The organism is Streptomyces sp. CY-1, assembly GCF_047218265.1.
In the GTDB taxonomy this organism is placed as follows: Bacteria; Actinomycetota; Actinomycetes; order Streptomycetales; family Streptomycetaceae; genus Streptomyces; species Streptomyces niphimycinicus.
The window spans coordinates 2,711,143-2,726,091 of record NZ_CP178393.1; the positions used below are offsets into that span (position 1 = coordinate 2,711,143).

The following is a 14,949-nucleotide window of genomic DNA, read 5'->3' on the forward strand; positions in this document are numbered from 1 at the left end:
CGCTCCGCAGGCCCTCCATGCCTGTCCCGGACCGTGTCTCGGCGCCGCAGGCGGGATTCCGCGGCGTCCACGGACATCCCGAATTCCGGAGGGGCGCCGCGCGCGCCCGTCGCCCGGGCGTGAAGGAATCGGTCCCTGAAATTCGGTGAGGCCTCGGATTCCGCCGGCGTCCCGGTGTCCTCCACCGCTGTCTCCGGAATGGCGGCTGGGTACATGACTCCTCAGACATGGGATTCGGGCAGGTATACGCGAATACCGGATCGGGGCGGGCTGCCATGCCCTTCTCCCTCAATTTAAGACCGCCGGATCTATTTCCGATCTCCGATCGATCAGCGTCCCTGCGGAGTCCGCCCCCCGTTCCGCGCCGCGGCGGTGAAGGCGTCGGCGGCCTCCGAGGTGAAGTCCCGCGCACCGGAAGGGAGTCCCTGCCGCGGGGGATCCGTAGTCGTGCACGGTCAGGTCGGATCCGTTGCGGCGACAGGCGCCGACAGGCCCACGGGCGTGCGGAGACGGCCCGGCGAGCGAGCGGCGCGGTGTCCGGCGCTGGGACGGCGAGTCATCCGGACAGGACGCTCCGAAGGCACCGGCGTCGAGCGGCCCCCTCAGTCCGCAGCCCGGACCTGACGGGTTCGGGCGGCGCTCCGGCCGGAACGGCACAGGACGCCTCCCGCTCCCGACCGGACATCAGCCGAATTGTGCCGCCTTTCCCATAGAGGTGTTTCCGTGCGACTCGGCACTGGAAAAGTGGAATGGATTCTGCGACGATTCGAGTCGTCACCGGAACGCGAAAGGCGAACTCATGGACAGGTGCGAGGTCACCGATATCGTGCGCGCACGGGTCGGTGAACTACTCGGCGACGCCCAAGGCATCGGAGATCTGGACATCCTCTCCCATCACGGTCTCAACTCGCTGCTCAGCGTCGAGCTGACTCTCCGCATCGAGGAGGATTTCGACATCATCTTCGAAGACGACGAGCTGAATTTCGAGAACTTCGAGACGCTGAAGAGCATTACTGACCTGGTGGCCGGAAAGGAAAACGTCCATGGCTGAGCAGGAGGGTGCGACAGGAGGCGGGACAGGGTTCTTCGCCCACCTCGACGAGTTGGTCGCCTCGGCCGAGCTGGTCGTCGACCGGCCGAAGGGATCGCGCCACCCGCGCGTCCCCGAAGCCGTCTATCCCGTCCACTACGGGTATCTGGAAGGGACCACCGGCGGTGACGGCGACGGGGCGGACGTCTTCGTCGGCGACGCGTCGGACGCCGGCGTGGTCGGCGTTTTCCTGACCGCCGACCTGCTCAAGCGGGACGTCGAGGTGAAGATCCTGCTGGACTGCTCCCCCCAGGAGATCGAGCAGGTGCACCACCTGCTCAACGACGTACTGGAGATCGGCGGACTGCTGGTGCCCCGTCGGTAGGCCCGGAGCGCGGCCTCAGGGGCCGGTGTCCTGCCGTTGCGGCAGTGCCCCGGCCCGGTGTGCGTCCGGGTAGGGCAGGAGGCCGAGCGCACGGTGGTCGCAGTCGGCCGGGCAGCCCAGGAAGCACAGGCGTACCGTCCCGGCCGGGGCCCCGAAGTCCTGTCCGTCGCCCACGCGCAGGCCGTGCTCCCGCAGCAGGTGGTCCACCGGCTCCTCGATGCCGAGCCGTACCAGCACGCTGGCGCCGCCGTGCTGCCGGGTGCCGGACACGGCCGAGGCGTGGGCGGTGAGGGCGGCCACCGCCCGGCAGCGCTCCAGCAGCCGCTCGACACCCCCGTCCGCGGCGAAGCGGGCCCAGGCCCGCTGCCATACCGCCGGCGGGGCAGCGGCCCGCAGGTGTGCCTCGACCTGGGGCGGCACCGTGTGACCGTGCAGCCAGCCCAGCCGGGCCCACGGCCCGGCAGCTTTGGTCATCGACCCAGCGACGAACGCGCCCGGCACCCGCAGGCCCTCCGCACGGAGCCCAGGAGGGGTGAAGAACCGGTACGTCTCATTCTGCACCAGGACTCCGCCGTCGGCGACGAAGCCGGCCAGGCGGTCGGCGGCCGCCCGGTCCAGGCTCCAGCCGTCGGGGTTGCGCCAGGGCGAGGTGATCCACAGCAGGTGCTCGCGGGCGGGCCGGGCGATGCGCAACGCCTCCCTCAGATCCGCCTGGAGCACCCGGGCACCGCACCGTTCGAAGGCCGTGACGACTCCGAGGAAGCTGGGCCTTTCCACCACGACTCTGCGTCCCAAGAGGGCGAACGGCGCCACCAGAGGGCGGATTCCCGAGCTGACGAGCGGCCCGCCCGCCGCCACGGACAGTCCGAGCACGGCGCCCAGCGCGGCCCGCAACTCGGGATCGCCCTGCCAGGGCGGCCGGGCGTCCCAGCCCGGATCACAGGCCGCCCGCCGAAGGCAGCGCCGCCACAGCTCCGCCAGGTCGTCCGGCCACCGGTACGGGGCTCCGGTCAGATCGTGCATCACAGCCCCGAACGGTCCCAGTCCAGCGCCCCGAGCCCGCGCGCGGACCGGAAGCGACCGATCTGCGCGGTGACCCGCACGGTGGCCGCGTGCCGTCCGGCCTGCCGGATCACCGGCAACTCGAACGGCAGCCGTGCGCGGAGCACGGCGTCCTGCTCGTCGACGGCCGCGTGCGCACGCTCGGCGTCGGCTTCGGTGGCCCGGTAGGAGAGGGGCAGGGCGCGCAGGGCTGCCGCCACGGGATGGCCGGAGGAGGCGATAAGCGCGTGCAGGTGCTCCCGCTCGGGCACTCCCTGCATCCCGTCCAGGGAACAGTGGCACACGAGGATCGCGTACAGCGCCTTGGCGCATGCCTCGACGCACAGGTCCCAGGCGCCCGTGGCCCGCGCCGCCTCGATGTCCTCCAGCGTGGGGTCGACCGAACGGGCATACCGCCAGGCGCCGTTGGCTCCGTGCGTCCCGAGCCACAGGCCGTCGATCCCGTCATCCGAAGAGAAAACAGTCACGGCTGCAGCCTCCCCCGCACCACGTCGGGATCGGCCACCAGGTCCAGCTGGGCACGCCGAAAGGCGTCCAGCAGCCGTCCCGGCGAGTGCTCCCCCAGCACCCGCGCGAGGGGGCCCTCGGCCTCCAGCCACTCAGTGAACAAGCGGTCGTGCCGGTTGACCAGGAAGCCGCGCCCGGCCAGGTCGGCCCGGCGCAGCCCCTCGGCGGGGCGGACGCGGACCGCTTCCAGTACACCGGAAGGCGTCCAGGCGAGCCGGGCGAGCAGTCCGGCGCCGCCGTCGGCGGGCGGTCCCGGGTCCGGCAGCGGCAGCGGCAGCCCGAGCCGTCGCACCCGGGCGGGCAGCCACTTCTCCCCCGTGGTCACATCGCCTGCGGCCCGGCAGTGCACCTCCAGGACGCCGCGCGCCGCGCGGTTCCACAAGTAGCCCGACGCCTGCGCGGTCCACCCGTCCGCCCCCTCCCGGGTGGCACGGTCGGCAAGGAGTGCGACGGCGGCGTCCACCAGGGCACGGTCAAGGGCCTGCCGGACGATTGCGGGCAGCAGCGCCCGGACCTCCTCCTCGGAGAAGAGCGCCCCGGTCCCGGCGTCCAGCGGCACGGCGTGCACCCAGCGGCAGAGCCAGCGCCGTTGGGAGCCCCGCACCGCGGGGTCCAGGGCGACCCGCCCGAAGGGCAGGTCGGCGACCGGGACGCCGCTCAGACGCGCCACCTCGCGCGCGGGCCACTGCGCGGGGAACAGCTCCACATCCACGGTCGTGTCGCCCACATGGTGCAGCCGGGATCCGACGGGTTGTTCCAGCCCGTCCACCAGGACGTGCACATCGACGTCGCTGCGGGCGTTACCGAACCCGGAGGCGAGTGAACCGACGAGGTAGCGGGGCCCGTGCGCCTTCCCCTCGTCCACCAGCGCGGTGATCCGGCCGGCGGTCAGGCCAACGGTGGCGAGCGCCTGCCCGGCGTCCGGCGGCCGGAGCCGTACGGTGCCGGTCATCGGCCCGCCTTCCCGGTGGCACGGACCACCGCGCGCGGCAGTACGCCCCACACCGTCGAGACGAAGACGGAAGAGCCGTAGGTCAGCGTCCGGTGGCCGGCCGACCAGCGCAGCCCGCCCTCCGGTGCGCCGGACCCGGTGCGGTCTTCGGCGTCGGAAGCGGGCGTGGTGGGGGCCGCGGCCGGCGTGAGCCGGTCGCCGGGCCACCGGTCGCCCGCGTCCGTGCCCTCGCGGTCAAGCGTGCGGGCCAGTTCGAGCGGGACCAGCCGCACGCAGCGCCACGGTGCGGGCCGCCGCGACAGCGCGGGCGCGGCGACCACCCGCGGACGGGTGGGCAGAGCGTAGAAGGCGAGGGCGCCGAGCACCGCACCCGCGCGGGCCGGGAGCGAACGGGTGTGCGCGCCGGCCTGCCCGAAGGCCCGGCCGGTGGTGCGCAGCACACGGACGGGCGCGGTGCGGGCCATCAGGCCGGTGGCGACCACCGGCCGGGCGGCGCGCCTCGGACCTGCCGCGATCAGGGCCTCCAGCACCTCCCGCTGGCCGGCATCGGTGCGGGTGATCTCCAGGACGACGCGTGCGATGTCGGCCAGGTGCCCGCCCAGCACAGCGGTCCTGGCGTCGGCCGCGAGTGCGCCGACCTCGGCCGGGCCGAGCGTCCGGGCCGCGACCCAGAGGTCGTTGACGTCCTTGAGGGTGATGTGCACGTCTCCGCCGCTGTTGCCCAGCATCGGCCGCAGATTCGCGACCTGAGGCAGCGGGCGCAGGCCCGGTTCGGTCGGCGCGGGCAGCGGCAGCAGGCCGCAGTGGCCCGTGGAGTAGCCGGGGCCGAAGTGGATGTCCACGGCGGCGAATCCGCTCGGGCCCGTGAGTTTGTACTGCCCGTAGGGCCTGCGGTCCGTGGTCTGTTTGATCCACGGCAGTTCGCCATGGTCCGTGCGGTAACCGTGTCGCCGCAGCCGGTCGGCGAGCGCCAGTGCCTCCTCGGCCCCGGCGACGCAGACGTCCGCGTCGCGCAGTTCGCGCAGCTTCGGCTCCGGGTAGTCGGCCCGGCTGGAAAGGCCCTTGATGCCCCATACCGGGATACCGAGTTCGGTTCCGAGGCGGTCGAGCAACCCGGTCGCGGCGTCCTGCGCGGCGGCGCGCCTGATCCGCTCGGCGACGAAGGGCTCGAGTTCCCGGGCGAGTTCAGCGCCGTCCGACGCGGTGGCGAGATGGTCCGCGGCGATCAGTACGACCCGGTTGCGCCGGATCACGTCGGCGACGCGGTCCAGCGGGCGCTCGCCCCGACGGACCAGCGAGGCGATCCGGTCGAGTGTCTCCGCGATGGGCGACGCCGGGACGAGGACTCCCATCTGCAGTTCCGGAAAGGCGGCCGGGACACGGGTATCGGGCATGGTGGTCTCCTGGCGGGGTCAGGGCTCTGCACGGCCGGACGGGGGTGGGAGGGCCGGACCGGGGCGGACATAATCTGGGCATGATCACGCAACCGGCCCGAGGAACAGAGGAAGCACCGGAACCGGCGCAACTGATGGTGCGGCGCGCACGGCTGGCCGACCAACCGGACCTGGTGGACATCCTGGTGCGCGACGGGCGGTTCGCCCGGATCGGTGCGTCGTCCGGGCGCGGCACGCCGGCCACCGTCGCCCGGGTCATCGACGCCGACGGGCGGCTGGTGGTGCCGCCGTTCGTCGATGCCCACATGCATCTGGACTCCGCGCTCACCCTGGATCCGGCCGACCCCAACCGCTCGGGCACGCTGCGGGAGGGAATCGCTGTCTGGGCGCGGAGTAAGACCCGGCTGACGGGCCGACAGATCTACGGCAACGCGCGCGAGGTGCTGCGCTGGATGGTGGCCGCCGGCACTCTGCACGTGCGCTGCCACGTGGACGTGAGTCCGGGCGCCCCGGACGCGCTGAGCGCTCTGATCGACCTGCGGGAGGAGGCCCGCAGCGTCTGCGATGTGCAACTGGTGGCCTTTCCGCAGGACGGGCTGCTGCGCGAGCCCGGCCAGCGCGAGGCGCTGCGCGCGGCCATGTCCAAGGGCTGCGACGTGGTCGGCGGCATCCCGCACTACGAGCGCACGCCCCGGGACGCGGAGCGGCACGTCAAGGAACTCTTCGACGTGGCGCAGGAGTTCGACGCCGACATGGATCCGCACTGCGACGAGAGCGACGATCCGGGCTCCCGGCTGGCCGAGGTCGTGGCCCGTGAGACACTCGCCCGCGGCTGGCAGGGCCGGGTCGCGCTCGGGCACTGCACCGCCATGGCCGCCTACGACCCGGGCACCCTCGCGGCGGCGACCGGGCTGCTCGCCCGCGCCGGGATCGCGGTGGTGGCCAATCCGATGGTCAACGCGGTGCTCCAGGGCCGCGGTGACGCGCCGCCGGTGCGCCGCGGCATGGCGCCCGTGGCGCAGCTGCTGGAGGCCGGTGTCACGGTGGCCTTCGGACAGGACTCCGTCCTCGACGCCTGGCTGCCGCTGGGCACCGGGGATATGCTCGCCGTCGCCCAGCTGGGCGCGCTCTTCGGCCACCTCACCGGACACACGCAACTGGCCGGGGTGCTCGACCTGGTGACCGTCTCGGGCGCGCGGGTGCTGCGGCTCGGCGAACGCTACGGGATCGCCGAAGGCCGCCCCGCCGACTTCGTACTGCTGGACGCCTCCGATCCGGTGCAGGCGCTGCGGCTGCTGCCCGCCCGGCTGCACGTGGTGCGGCACGGACGCGAGGTCGCCCGCACCGTCAGCCCGCGCGGCGAGCTGGTGGGGGACTTCGCGCCGGGCACGGTCGACCTCGGCCGTCACGGGTAGTCCTCCGCGGCGACCGCACGGGCGGCCTGGGCCACCGCGCCGCCCGGCCAGGCTCCGTCGAGTTCCCAAGCCGCGTCGAAAACGCGCACCTGGTGCTCCAGACTGCGGCGGTAGAGCCGCTGCAGCATGGCCCGTTCGGCGGCTCCCCCCTCGGCGGCGGCCCGCTCCACCACGTGGGCGTGCGCCGCGCACATCTCGGTGCGGGTGCGCCGGGTGTACATGTCCGCCCAGCGGCGGTAGGCGGGCGGGCCGGGGATCTCCACGCCCGCGAAGCGCTCCCCGATCACCTCGGTGAAGAGCGAACACGGGTAGACACTGGCGGCGATCTGGGCGAAGGTGCCCTCGTATCCCACGCGCACCAGGTGGTTGAGGTAGCCCTCGCGGGCCGGGGAGCAGGTCCACCGGTCAAAGGCGGGTTCGGCGCGGAAGCCGATCTCCTCGACCAGGGAGCGTTTCTCGCCGAGTTCACCGACGGTCGACAGGTCGTCCAGGACGTGGGCGGCGGCCGTGGCCCACGCGTGCCCGACCGGGGCCTTGGCGATGCCCAGGGCGAGGGTGCGGTTGAACTCGGCGACATGCGGACCGTCGTCGAGCTGGAAGAAGACGAAGCGTTCCGGGCTGAGCGTGCCCGCCGCCATCGCCTCGATCCAGGGATGGTGGCGGTAGGCCTCCCAGACGTCGGCGCAGTGCCGACGGCACTCCTGGAGGAAACTCATGTCGGCTCCTTCCATCGTCCGAACCGGAACCCCGCGAGCAATGCCTGCTGCTCCGCGGCGGGTGCGGCCCGCCCGTCCTGTTCGGCGTTGAGCAGACCGACGAGCAGGTCGGCCGAGCCGGGGCCGGCGATGTAGCCCTCGCCGCCGTGTCCGAAGCAGCCGTAGAGGCCGGGTGCCAGGCGGTCGACGACGGGGGCGCGGTCGGGCAGGAACGGCCGCAGGCCGCCGCGCTGGGCGGTGATCCGCAGCCGCTCCACGCCGGGGACCAGCTCGTCGGCGCGGCGCAGGATCCGCTCCGCGAGGTCGTCAGGCTCTGCCTCGTCGTGCGGGTACCAGGAGCCGCCGAGAACGAGGCCGCCGTCCGGCGTTTGATGGGCCAGCAGTGCCACTGACCGCGGCACGCCGATCACCGACTCGGCCAGGACGTGGTCGAGGGTGAACGGCGCGGGTTCGGTGACCAGTACCCGCCCACTCACGGAGGTGAGCGGAACGCGCAGCCCGAGGGGGGCGAGCAGGGCCCGCGCGCCGGCCCCGGCGGCGATCACGACGCGGGGTGCCGTGAACCGCTCCCCGTCGGCGCGCACGAACGCCCACCCGGACGCACCGGCCTCCTCCAGCCGGAGGGGTCCCAGACCGAGGCGCAGCGCCGTCCCGGCAACGGCAGCCTCGGCCAGCAGCGCGCCGACGGCCGCCGACGGCTCGATGCGGCGGCCCTCAAAGAGCAGCAGGCCCGCCGTGACCAGCGGACCGAGAGCGGGTTCCAGCGTGCGCAGCTCCTCCCCGGTGAGCACCTCGGCATCCGGGAAGGTCCGCGCTCTACTGGTGTCGACCGCGCCGGGCGCGGAGAGGACCAGCGTGCCGGGGGGCTCGGCGTCCCAGGGCATCCCGGTGCGTTCCGCAAGTTCCGCGTAGAGGGCCAGACTTCGCTGCCACAACGGCCGCAGTTCCGGCGAGGGCGGCACGAGCTGGCCCTGCGCGCCGAGCGAGGCCCCGGATCCGGCCGTTCCGGAGTCGAGCAGGGTGACGGCGGCCCCCTGGCGTGCGAGCAGCCAGGCCGTGGAGAGGCCGACCACTCCCGCGCCGAGGACCGCGACATCGCAGCCCAGTCGAGTCACCACGGCAGGCTTCCGGCGGTCAGCTCGACCGGATGGCGGCCGTTCCCGATGTCCGCCGCGCCGTGCTCGATGGCGAGCGAGACGGTCGCGTGCGCGGTGCGCGCGGCGCGGGTCAGCGGCATGCCCCGGGCGAGGAAGGCGGTGAGCAGCGCGGAGTGCGCGCAGCCGGCGCCGTGGTCACATCCGGAGGCGCGCCGGGGTCCGGTGATCTCGTGATGCCGTTCACCGTCGAAGAGCCAGTCGCCGGCGCCGCCGGGGAAGGCGTCGGTGATGAGGGCGGCGCGAGCGCCGAGTTCGACGATCGCCTCGGCCAGTTTCGCCGGGTCCTTCTCCTCCTCCAGCCGGGTCAGCCGCCGTGCCTCCGTCATGTTCGGGGTCGCCACCCAGGTCAGCGGCAGCAGTCCCTCGCGTACCGCGGTCACCGCTTCCTCGTCGCCGCCCAGTGCGGAGCCGGCTGCGCTCACCATCACCGGATCGAGGACCACCGGCACCTCGTCCAGCCAGACCAGCCGGTCCACCAGCAGCCAGATCAGTTCAGCGCTCCAGGTGGTGCCGATCTTGACTCCATCCGTGCCGATGTCGTCGAGCACCGCCTTCATCTGGTGGCCGACCATGCCGGTGCCGATCGACGTCGTGGCGGTCACGCCCAGGGTGTTCTGCGCCGTCACACCGACGATCACGCTGGCGCCGTAGACGCCGGCCCGGGCGAACGCCTTCAGATCGCCCTGGATGCCCGCCCCGCCGCCGGAGTCGGAGGAGCCGATGGTGAGGCAGCGAGCGCGCGGCCCGGCGGGGTTCCCGCTCACGCCGGTACCCCCGTCCACGCCGCGTCCTCCACCGCATCGCACACGGCCTTGGTGTCACCGGTGTGCTCCAGAAGCCGTACGGGGGCGATCCCGGGCAGTCCCCCGACCAGCGCGGCGCACTCGGTGCCCGGTTCCACCAGGACGACCGTCGGGCGGCCGAGTGCGGAGGCCCAGCCGAGCTCCACGTGGGTGCCCGGGGAGGCGGGCTGGCCGGGCAGGGCCACGAACACCGAGCAGCCCAGCATCCACTCCCAGTCGCGCCGGGTGCACTCCTGGTCGCTGACCAGTGCGTCGCCCCAAGCCTCGGTCCGGTGAGCGCTGAAGACCCGCCATCCTCGTTCCTCGAACGCGTCGATCAGGGTGGTGTAGCCGGCCCGGTCGGCCTCTGGGACTCTTCCGGTGACCGGGTCGAGCAGGCCCTTGAAGGGTCCGCCGAGGAAGACGGTGAGGCGTGCGGGTCGCGGTTCAGACTGCGGCATCGGTGGCCTCCAGGGAGGACGGGGCCGCACCCAGGGTGGGGAAGCGGCGGTACATCAGGTGGCGGTAGAGCGGAGGCAGCAGGCCGGCCAGGTCGCCGGCGGGCTCTGCGGCGAGTGCCCGCCGGTGGAGTTCGAAGAGGGTGACGACCTGCGCCCAGTAGAGGGGCATGCCGAGGGCGTCGATCCGGTCGGCATCCAGACGCAGCGCGCCCGTGCGCAGCGCCTCCTCCAGTTCCAGCACCCGGGCGACATGGGGCCGGTTGTCCCCTTCGGGGAGCGCGGGCATGCGGTGGGGCGGCAGGTCACCGCGCGTGCCATCCGCCACCAGGCGGGCAGCCGCTTGCACATCGGGCCGGTACAGGTGCAGTGATCCGGCGACGTGTGTGTACGTGCCCACTGGCACGCGGAGCTGCCGTGCCATCGCCTCCTGGAGGAAGGTGAACGAGAAGACGTCGCTGACCATGCCCCGGTAGGCGTCGTTGGCGCGCATGTAGGCGACTGCGTGCAGCCTGCCCTCGCGCAGCAGGAACTGCAGGGCGAGCGTACAGGCGACATCCGGGTTGGCCGGGACCAGGAGCTCGCGCGGTTCGAAGATCTGGATGATCGCGCGCTTGGTGTCGGGGTCCTTCCGGATCGTCTCCGTGACGGCGGCCCACTGGTCAAGCGCGCCGGGGCCGTGGCGGAAGATCCGCGGCCCGTAGGCGGTGCCGGTCAGGTGCCTGCCGTCGACGGAGTACCGGGTCAGACTCGGCGCGTAGTGGGCCGGGAAGGCGAGGTCGTCGCGCCCGGAGAGGTACCAGAGGGCCTCGGCGAAGTTGAACACCAGATTGGTGCGCCGGACCGGGTGCGTGACCAGGCGGCGCAGCGGGTCGTCCAGGGTGAAGCCGGAACCGATGATCTCCTGGCTGTCGTGGCCGCGAGGGGCGTTACGGAACTGCGGCTCGTCCAGCAGCTCGGCCAGATGGTGCAGGTAGGCGTCCTGGAGCCCCTGGAAGCGGTTCACAGCAGGTCCTCGGGAAAGGAGGAGAACATGTCGCGGTGGTTGCCGGTCGCGACGCGCGCGCAGCCGCACTCCTCGGCGGGGGCGTCGCCGAGGGTGGCCAGTCCTGCCTCGATGATGCGCTCGAAGTGCTCGCGTCCGTCGGCGATCGCCTGCCGGGAGCGGGCGCGGAACACGTCGGGGTCCTGCTCCGCCTCGTTCTTCATGTCGTGGTAGGAGTCGATCGCCACCGCGATGGCGGCGTAATGCCGCCGGCGCAGCCGTGCCAGGGTGAACTCGGGGTCCAGGGTCTGCCCGACCAGCCGGACGCCCAGCTTTTCCATCAGGCTCAGCTCGGCGTCCGTCTCGATGCGGGCAAAGCCGTAGAAGTTGAAGTACACCCCGCTCTCGTGCACGGCCGTCCCGGTCTCGCGCGCCCCGCGGAGCAGCAGCGAGCGCAGCAGGGGGCAGAACGCCGGGACGACGTGCGCGTTGCTGAAACGGTTATCGCGCGGCGGCAGGCTGATGCCGGGACCCGAGAAGCTGATCAGGTCGTGCGGGACGACGAGGTCGCCGCCGCGCACCGCCTTGTCGACGCCGCCGACGACGAAGGTACCGATCTGGTGGTCCACGTCCAACTCGTCGAAGGCACTCTGGTTGGCCTGGTAGGGAATCTCCCAGCTCGGTGTGCGCCGGCCGGGGAAGCGGCCGTAGAGGAAGTGGGTCTCCACCCCGTGCAGGGCACCGCTGAAGATGCGGTCCACCGGGCCGTAAGGAGTGACCACCCGGTTGTGGCGGAACTCCTTCTCCCGGATGAGGTTCTCGGCGCGCAGGACGACTCCGAGCTTCATGCGGTCACCGTCCAGGCGGCCATGGCGGAGGAGACCGGTGCGACGGCGCGGGCGAAGTCCAGGAAGGCGTCCACCCAGCCACTGACCGGGTGGGTGAAGCGGAAGAACCGCAGCGAGCCCACCACGGAGCCGAGGACGTCGGCGGTGAGTGAGGGCGGCGGGGCGCCAAGGGCGTCGATCAGGTCGAAACGCCGTCGGTCGGCGGCATCCTCCAGGTATGCGCGCAGCACGGTGGCTGCCTCCTTGTCGTCGAGTGCGTGATCGCCCGATCGGTGCCGTACGGATCGATCCGGGTCGCTGACCAGCTCGATGAGCACGTGGGCCGGAGCCTGGACCTGTACCGAGCCGCCTATCCGCTCGACCGCTCCGGGGGCCAGGAACCGCTTGCCGGGGCGGTTGGAGGGGTGCGCGCCGGTCGCCTCGGCGAGCCGGGCCGCCGAGAGCACCGGTCGGTGCTCGCCCAGTGACTCCATCCGGATGCCCACCGAGCGCGGCCCGCCGACCATCCGCCAGCCCTCCGGGCCTGCGACGAGCAGGACGTCGTCGTTGGAGATCAGTGCGCCGCCGCTTCGGACCAGGGACAGCGCGGCGGTGGTCTTCCCGGCCATCTTCTCGCCCGTCAGGATGATCCCGGTGCCCGCCAGTTCCACGGCCGCGCCGTGCAGCGGGACGGCGCCCGCCCCGATCGCCACCGCCCGGCTGAGGGTCCGGGCATACCGGAGGCCGATCACCGGCAGCCACTCGGCCTCGGCGCAGAGCACGGTGATCCGGCGAGCGGCCGTGTCGAAGTCCGTGCGGTGCGCGGGGGTGCCGTCCGGTTCGGCCTCCGCCGTGCCACCGGCGGGTCCCCGGACCAGGTCCAGCTGCCAGTGGCTCTCCGGGGCGGGTGGCGTGCGCAGAGACCGTCCGTCCGGGCCGCAGGAGGGCGGGAAGAAGGGAGCGGCCAGTTCCTCCAGCGCGGCCACCGTACGGGGGTCTCCGGTGACGGTCAGCGTGATACCGGCCGCCGGAACGGCCAGCAGACGGGACGTCGAGCTCTTGGTCGTCATCGCAGGACTTTCAGGATTGTGAGGCCTTCGGCCTCGAAGTCGGGGTCGTCGGTGCGCCGTGCCGCGGTCAGCGTGCTGACCGCGCAGGACAGGCGGGCAAAGTCGAGCAGGACCGGGTCGGGCGGTCCCGGGTCCGTGTCCCGCTCCTGGCGGTAGGCGGCGGTGAACGCCGTGCGGCCGCCCCTGATCGCTGCCAGCTCCCGGTCCCACAGCCTCTGCAGGTCGACTTCGAACGGGCCGAGCGCGGCCCGCTCGAAGTCGAAGACCACCTCGCGGCCCCCGGCCCCGCGGGCGACGTTGCGCAGGGAGAAGTCGCCGTGCAGCAGCACCCGCGGAGCGGTCACCGAACGCCGTCCGGCCTCTCGCACCAGCGTGCTCAGGGCGGGTTCGGCCAGCCGCCCGCGGATCAACCCGTACAGGTCCGGCGCTTCGGTGGCCAGCGCCGACAGGTGCGTTTCGAGATGCGCCTCGCAGGGCGTCTGGTCCTGCAGCGGCGCGGCGCCGGGTGGAGCCGTCTCGTGCACGGCGGCCAGTAGGCGGCCCGCAGCCGCGGCGGAGTCGGCGGTCGGCGGGAGCGGGACGAGGCGTTCCCAGTCGAAGACCGCGTATCCGCCGAGGTCCGGGGCCGTTCCGCTGTCCAGCAGGCGCGTGCTGCACGCCGGACCGAGCGATCGGGCGACCAGCCGTTCGACGACCGCCCGGTCCTGTCGTGCGTAGAGCTTCACGAAGATCTCGCGCCTGCGGGCCGTGCCGCGGAACCAGGCGTTCGCCGATCTCTCCTTGAAGCTGTCGGCTCGCACCTGGACCAGGTGCTCGGCACCGATCCGTGCCGCCATCCGGTCGGCCACCCGCTGCGGCACCAGGTCGACCAGTGCCCCGTCGAGGACGCCGCCCTTCCCGGGCAGCGCGGTCACTTCGGCTTGCCGATCCAGGTGCACAAGTAGTCCATGTGCACCAGGCGTTTGTCGGTCGGCACCGTGGGCTGCTGCGGGAACTCTTGCTTGGGCGCGACGTCCTTGGGGCAGTACGGGTCCCGCACGAACAGCGAGCGCTTGCCCGTCTCGTGCGCATGGTGCAGGTAGGAGCGTCCGGCGCAACCGCCGCGGCAGGACTGCAGCAGCTCGCAGCCTTCGCACCCTTCCAGCAGGTGTGGGTTGGCGTTGCGGCGGCGGAAGGAGGCGAACTGCGGAGAGCGGATGATGTCGTAGAGGTTGTCGACCCGCAGGTCGCCCACCTTGTAGTCGTGCAGGTACACGCAGGGCGAGACCGGGATGCGTCCGTCAGGTGTTATGGAGTGGATGCGGAACGAGGTCCGGCCGCAGGGGCAGCCCTTGGCGTTCTGGTAGTCCGTCACCGCGGCGATCGGCGGCTCGCCGAGGTCGACCGGAGAGCAGTGCTTCATCAGGAAGGAGAAGCCCTCGTAGTACTGCTCAGCAGGCAGGAGCGAGTCCATGTGTTTGGACTCCACGGGCTTGATGGGGTTGATCCGCAGGTGCGCGTCGTACTTGACCGCCAGTTCCAGCAGGCCTTCCAGGTGGGCCTGGGTGAAGTTCCAGTTCATCGCGCACATGATGATCGAGTGGTCGAGGCCGTACTCCTTGGCCAGCTCGAGGGTGCGGATCGCCTGCTTGTAGATCTTCGCGCCGCGGTTGGCGTTGTGCTCGTCCTCGAACGGGGAGTCGAAGCTGATGTCGAGGTCGTTGAGCCGGCGCCAGCTCGCGTTGTGGTCACGCTCCAGGTGCAGGGCCGTGATACCGGAGGTGGTGAGTCCCACGATGATGCCGGCGTCGGTCAGACCGTCGATGATCCTCGGCAGCAGGGTGTTCTTGGGGTTCGGCCCGTTGGTGAAGAGCGGTTCGTTGCCGCCCAGGTTCACCGTCTCGACGTCGTTGGCCGCCAGCTGCTCGACGATGCGGTCGACGATTTCGGGTGTGAAGTCCATGCCTTTTTCGCGGGCGGACATCGAGTAGCAGTGGGTGCAGCGGTAGGGACAGTCGTTGCCGAGCGTCCAGCCGATGTTCTTGATGTCGATCGGGCACTCGTCCGCGTCCTCATGCTCGATCGGGCCCACCGGCCGGGTGAAGTGCTCTTTCGCGTCGATCACCGCAAGCGGGAGCGACTTGCGCTGCCAGGGGAGTTCCACTTTGGCGCTCTGCTCTTCGGACACGTTGACCACGGCCTTTCCGTAAAAGGGAGAACTCTCCAGCGG

General features: G+C 72.1%; 16 protein-coding genes. 3 read left to right on the forward strand and 13 right to left on the reverse strand.

All coding sequences use genetic code 11. The features are described from left to right. Positions 1–799: 799 nt before the first annotated feature. On the forward strand, positions 800–1,051 hold the full coding sequence (locus ACK1X7_RS11600; protein WP_059148728.1) for a phosphopantetheine-binding protein: 252 nt from the start codon (positions 800–802) through the stop codon (positions 1,049–1,051). Further along, positions 1,044–1,415 (forward strand): inorganic pyrophosphatase, encoded by a 372-nt coding sequence (locus ACK1X7_RS11605; RefSeq protein WP_078640440.1) that lies wholly within the window; start codon positions 1,044–1,046, stop codon positions 1,413–1,415. Before ACK1X7_RS11600 ends, ACK1X7_RS11605 begins: the two co-directional genes overlap by 8 nt. Positions 1,416–1,430: 15 nt before the next feature. Here the strand turns inward: ACK1X7_RS11605 and ACK1X7_RS11610 are convergent, their stop codons facing one another. From ACK1X7_RS11610 to ACK1X7_RS11625, 4 genes are read right to left on the reverse strand one after another with little or no spacing between them, the layout of a single operon-like run. Further along, a complete protein-coding gene (locus tag ACK1X7_RS11610; RefSeq protein WP_413115061.1) occupies positions 1,431–2,438 on the reverse strand; it encodes a pyridoxal phosphate-dependent aminotransferase in 1,008 nt (335 codons plus the stop codon). Next, positions 2,438–2,944 (reverse strand): hypothetical protein, encoded by a 507-nt coding sequence (locus ACK1X7_RS11615; protein ID WP_078640442.1) that lies wholly within the window; start codon positions 2,942–2,944, stop codon positions 2,438–2,440. Before ACK1X7_RS11615 ends, ACK1X7_RS11610 begins: the two co-directional genes overlap by 1 nt. Further along, entirely contained in the window at positions 2,941–3,936 is a 996-nt protein-coding gene (locus ACK1X7_RS11620) for a hypothetical protein (protein ID WP_078640443.1), read from the reverse strand. The genes ACK1X7_RS11615 and ACK1X7_RS11620 overlap by 4 nt, the downstream gene beginning before the upstream one ends. Next, the gene (locus ACK1X7_RS11625; RefSeq protein ID WP_413115062.1) at positions 3,933–5,330 is read right to left on the reverse strand and encodes a nucleotidyltransferase family protein; all 1,398 of its coding nucleotides are present in this window, start codon (positions 5,328–5,330) and stop codon (positions 3,933–3,935) included. Before ACK1X7_RS11625 ends, ACK1X7_RS11620 begins: the two co-directional genes overlap by 4 nt. An 80-nt stretch (positions 5,331–5,410) precedes the next feature. Here ACK1X7_RS11625 and ACK1X7_RS11630 point away from each other — a divergent pair, with 80 nt between their 5' ends. Continuing rightward, positions 5,411–6,745, forward strand: coding sequence for an amidohydrolase family protein (locus tag ACK1X7_RS11630; RefSeq protein WP_063805024.1), 1,335 nt, complete (start codon positions 5,411–5,413; stop codon positions 6,743–6,745). On the opposite strand, the gene ACK1X7_RS11635 is transcribed toward ACK1X7_RS11630, so the two are convergent. The 9 genes from ACK1X7_RS11635 to ACK1X7_RS11675 are packed head-to-tail and all read right to left on the reverse strand — an operon-like array spanning position 6,736 to position 14,916. Continuing rightward, positions 6,736–7,461 (reverse strand): TenA family protein, encoded by a 726-nt coding sequence (locus tag ACK1X7_RS11635; RefSeq protein ID WP_059148735.1) that lies wholly within the window; start codon positions 7,459–7,461, stop codon positions 6,736–6,738. The two genes, ACK1X7_RS11630 and ACK1X7_RS11635, sit on opposite strands and share 10 nt — an antisense overlap. Beyond that, a complete protein-coding gene (locus ACK1X7_RS11640) occupies positions 7,458–8,579 on the reverse strand; it encodes an NAD(P)/FAD-dependent oxidoreductase (protein WP_413115063.1) in 1,122 nt (373 codons plus the stop codon). The genes ACK1X7_RS11635 and ACK1X7_RS11640 overlap by 4 nt, the downstream gene beginning before the upstream one ends. Next, positions 8,573–9,382, reverse strand: a complete 810-nt coding sequence (gene thiD / locus ACK1X7_RS11645) for a bifunctional hydroxymethylpyrimidine kinase/phosphomethylpyrimidine kinase (RefSeq protein WP_385142799.1) — start codon at positions 9,380–9,382, stop codon at positions 8,573–8,575. Before thiD ends, ACK1X7_RS11640 begins: the two co-directional genes overlap by 7 nt. Further along, positions 9,379–9,861, reverse strand: coding sequence for a nucleoside 2-deoxyribosyltransferase (locus tag ACK1X7_RS11650; protein ID WP_385142802.1), 483 nt, complete (start codon positions 9,859–9,861; stop codon positions 9,379–9,381). The genes thiD and ACK1X7_RS11650 overlap by 4 nt, the downstream gene beginning before the upstream one ends. Further along, positions 9,848–10,864: a thymidylate synthase gene (locus tag ACK1X7_RS11655; RefSeq protein ID WP_390793899.1), complete on the reverse strand. Its 1,017-nt coding sequence runs from the start codon at positions 10,862–10,864 to the stop codon at positions 9,848–9,850. Before ACK1X7_RS11655 ends, ACK1X7_RS11650 begins: the two co-directional genes overlap by 14 nt. Beyond that, positions 10,861–11,691 carry a hypothetical protein gene (locus tag ACK1X7_RS11660; protein ID WP_059148740.1) on the reverse strand — a complete coding sequence of 277 codons (831 nt, stop codon included), beginning with the start codon at positions 11,689–11,691 and terminating at the stop codon, positions 10,861–10,863. Before ACK1X7_RS11660 ends, ACK1X7_RS11655 begins: the two co-directional genes overlap by 4 nt. Further along, positions 11,688–12,740, reverse strand: coding sequence for a hypothetical protein (locus ACK1X7_RS11665; protein WP_257630817.1), 1,053 nt, complete (start codon positions 12,738–12,740; stop codon positions 11,688–11,690). The genes ACK1X7_RS11660 and ACK1X7_RS11665 overlap by 4 nt, the downstream gene beginning before the upstream one ends. Then, positions 12,737–13,654, reverse strand: a complete 918-nt coding sequence (locus ACK1X7_RS11670) for a phosphotransferase (RefSeq protein ID WP_385142814.1) — start codon at positions 13,652–13,654, stop codon at positions 12,737–12,739. Before ACK1X7_RS11670 ends, ACK1X7_RS11665 begins: the two co-directional genes overlap by 4 nt. After that, a complete protein-coding gene (locus tag ACK1X7_RS11675) occupies positions 13,651–14,916 on the reverse strand; it encodes a radical SAM/SPASM domain-containing protein (protein ID WP_236669565.1) in 1,266 nt (421 codons plus the stop codon). The genes ACK1X7_RS11670 and ACK1X7_RS11675 overlap by 4 nt, the downstream gene beginning before the upstream one ends. Positions 14,917–14,949: the final 33 nt, after the last annotated feature.

Coding starts and splice junctions, on each gene's coding strand:
- ACK1X7_RS11600 (WP_059148728.1), top strand. CDS start 800: ATGGACAGGTGCGAGGTCACCGATATCGTGCGCGCACGGGTCGGTGAA.
- ACK1X7_RS11605 (WP_078640440.1), top strand. CDS start 1,044: ATGGCTGAGCAGGAGGGTGCGACAGGAGGCGGGACAGGGTTCTTCGCC.
- ACK1X7_RS11610 (WP_413115061.1), bottom strand. CDS start 2,438: ATGCACGATCTGACCGGAGCCCCGTACCGGTGGCCGGACGACCTGGCG.
- ACK1X7_RS11620 (WP_078640443.1), bottom strand. CDS start 3,936: ATGACCGGCACCGTACGGCTCCGGCCGCCGGACGCCGGGCAGGCGCTC.
- ACK1X7_RS11625 (WP_413115062.1), bottom strand. CDS start 5,330: ATGCCCGATACCCGTGTCCCGGCCGCCTTTCCGGAACTGCAGATGGGA.
- ACK1X7_RS11630 (WP_063805024.1), top strand. CDS start 5,411: ATGATCACGCAACCGGCCCGAGGAACAGAGGAAGCACCGGAACCGGCG.
- ACK1X7_RS11635 (WP_059148735.1), bottom strand. CDS start 7,461: ATGAGTTTCCTCCAGGAGTGCCGTCGGCACTGCGCCGACGTCTGGGAG.
- ACK1X7_RS11650 (WP_385142802.1), bottom strand. CDS start 9,861: ATGCCGCAGTCTGAACCGCGACCCGCACGCCTCACCGTCTTCCTCGGC.
- ACK1X7_RS11660 (WP_059148740.1), bottom strand. CDS start 11,691: ATGAAGCTCGGAGTCGTCCTGCGCGCCGAGAACCTCATCCGGGAGAAG.
- ACK1X7_RS11665 (WP_257630817.1), bottom strand. CDS start 12,740: ATGACGACCAAGAGCTCGACGTCCCGTCTGCTGGCCGTTCCGGCGGCC.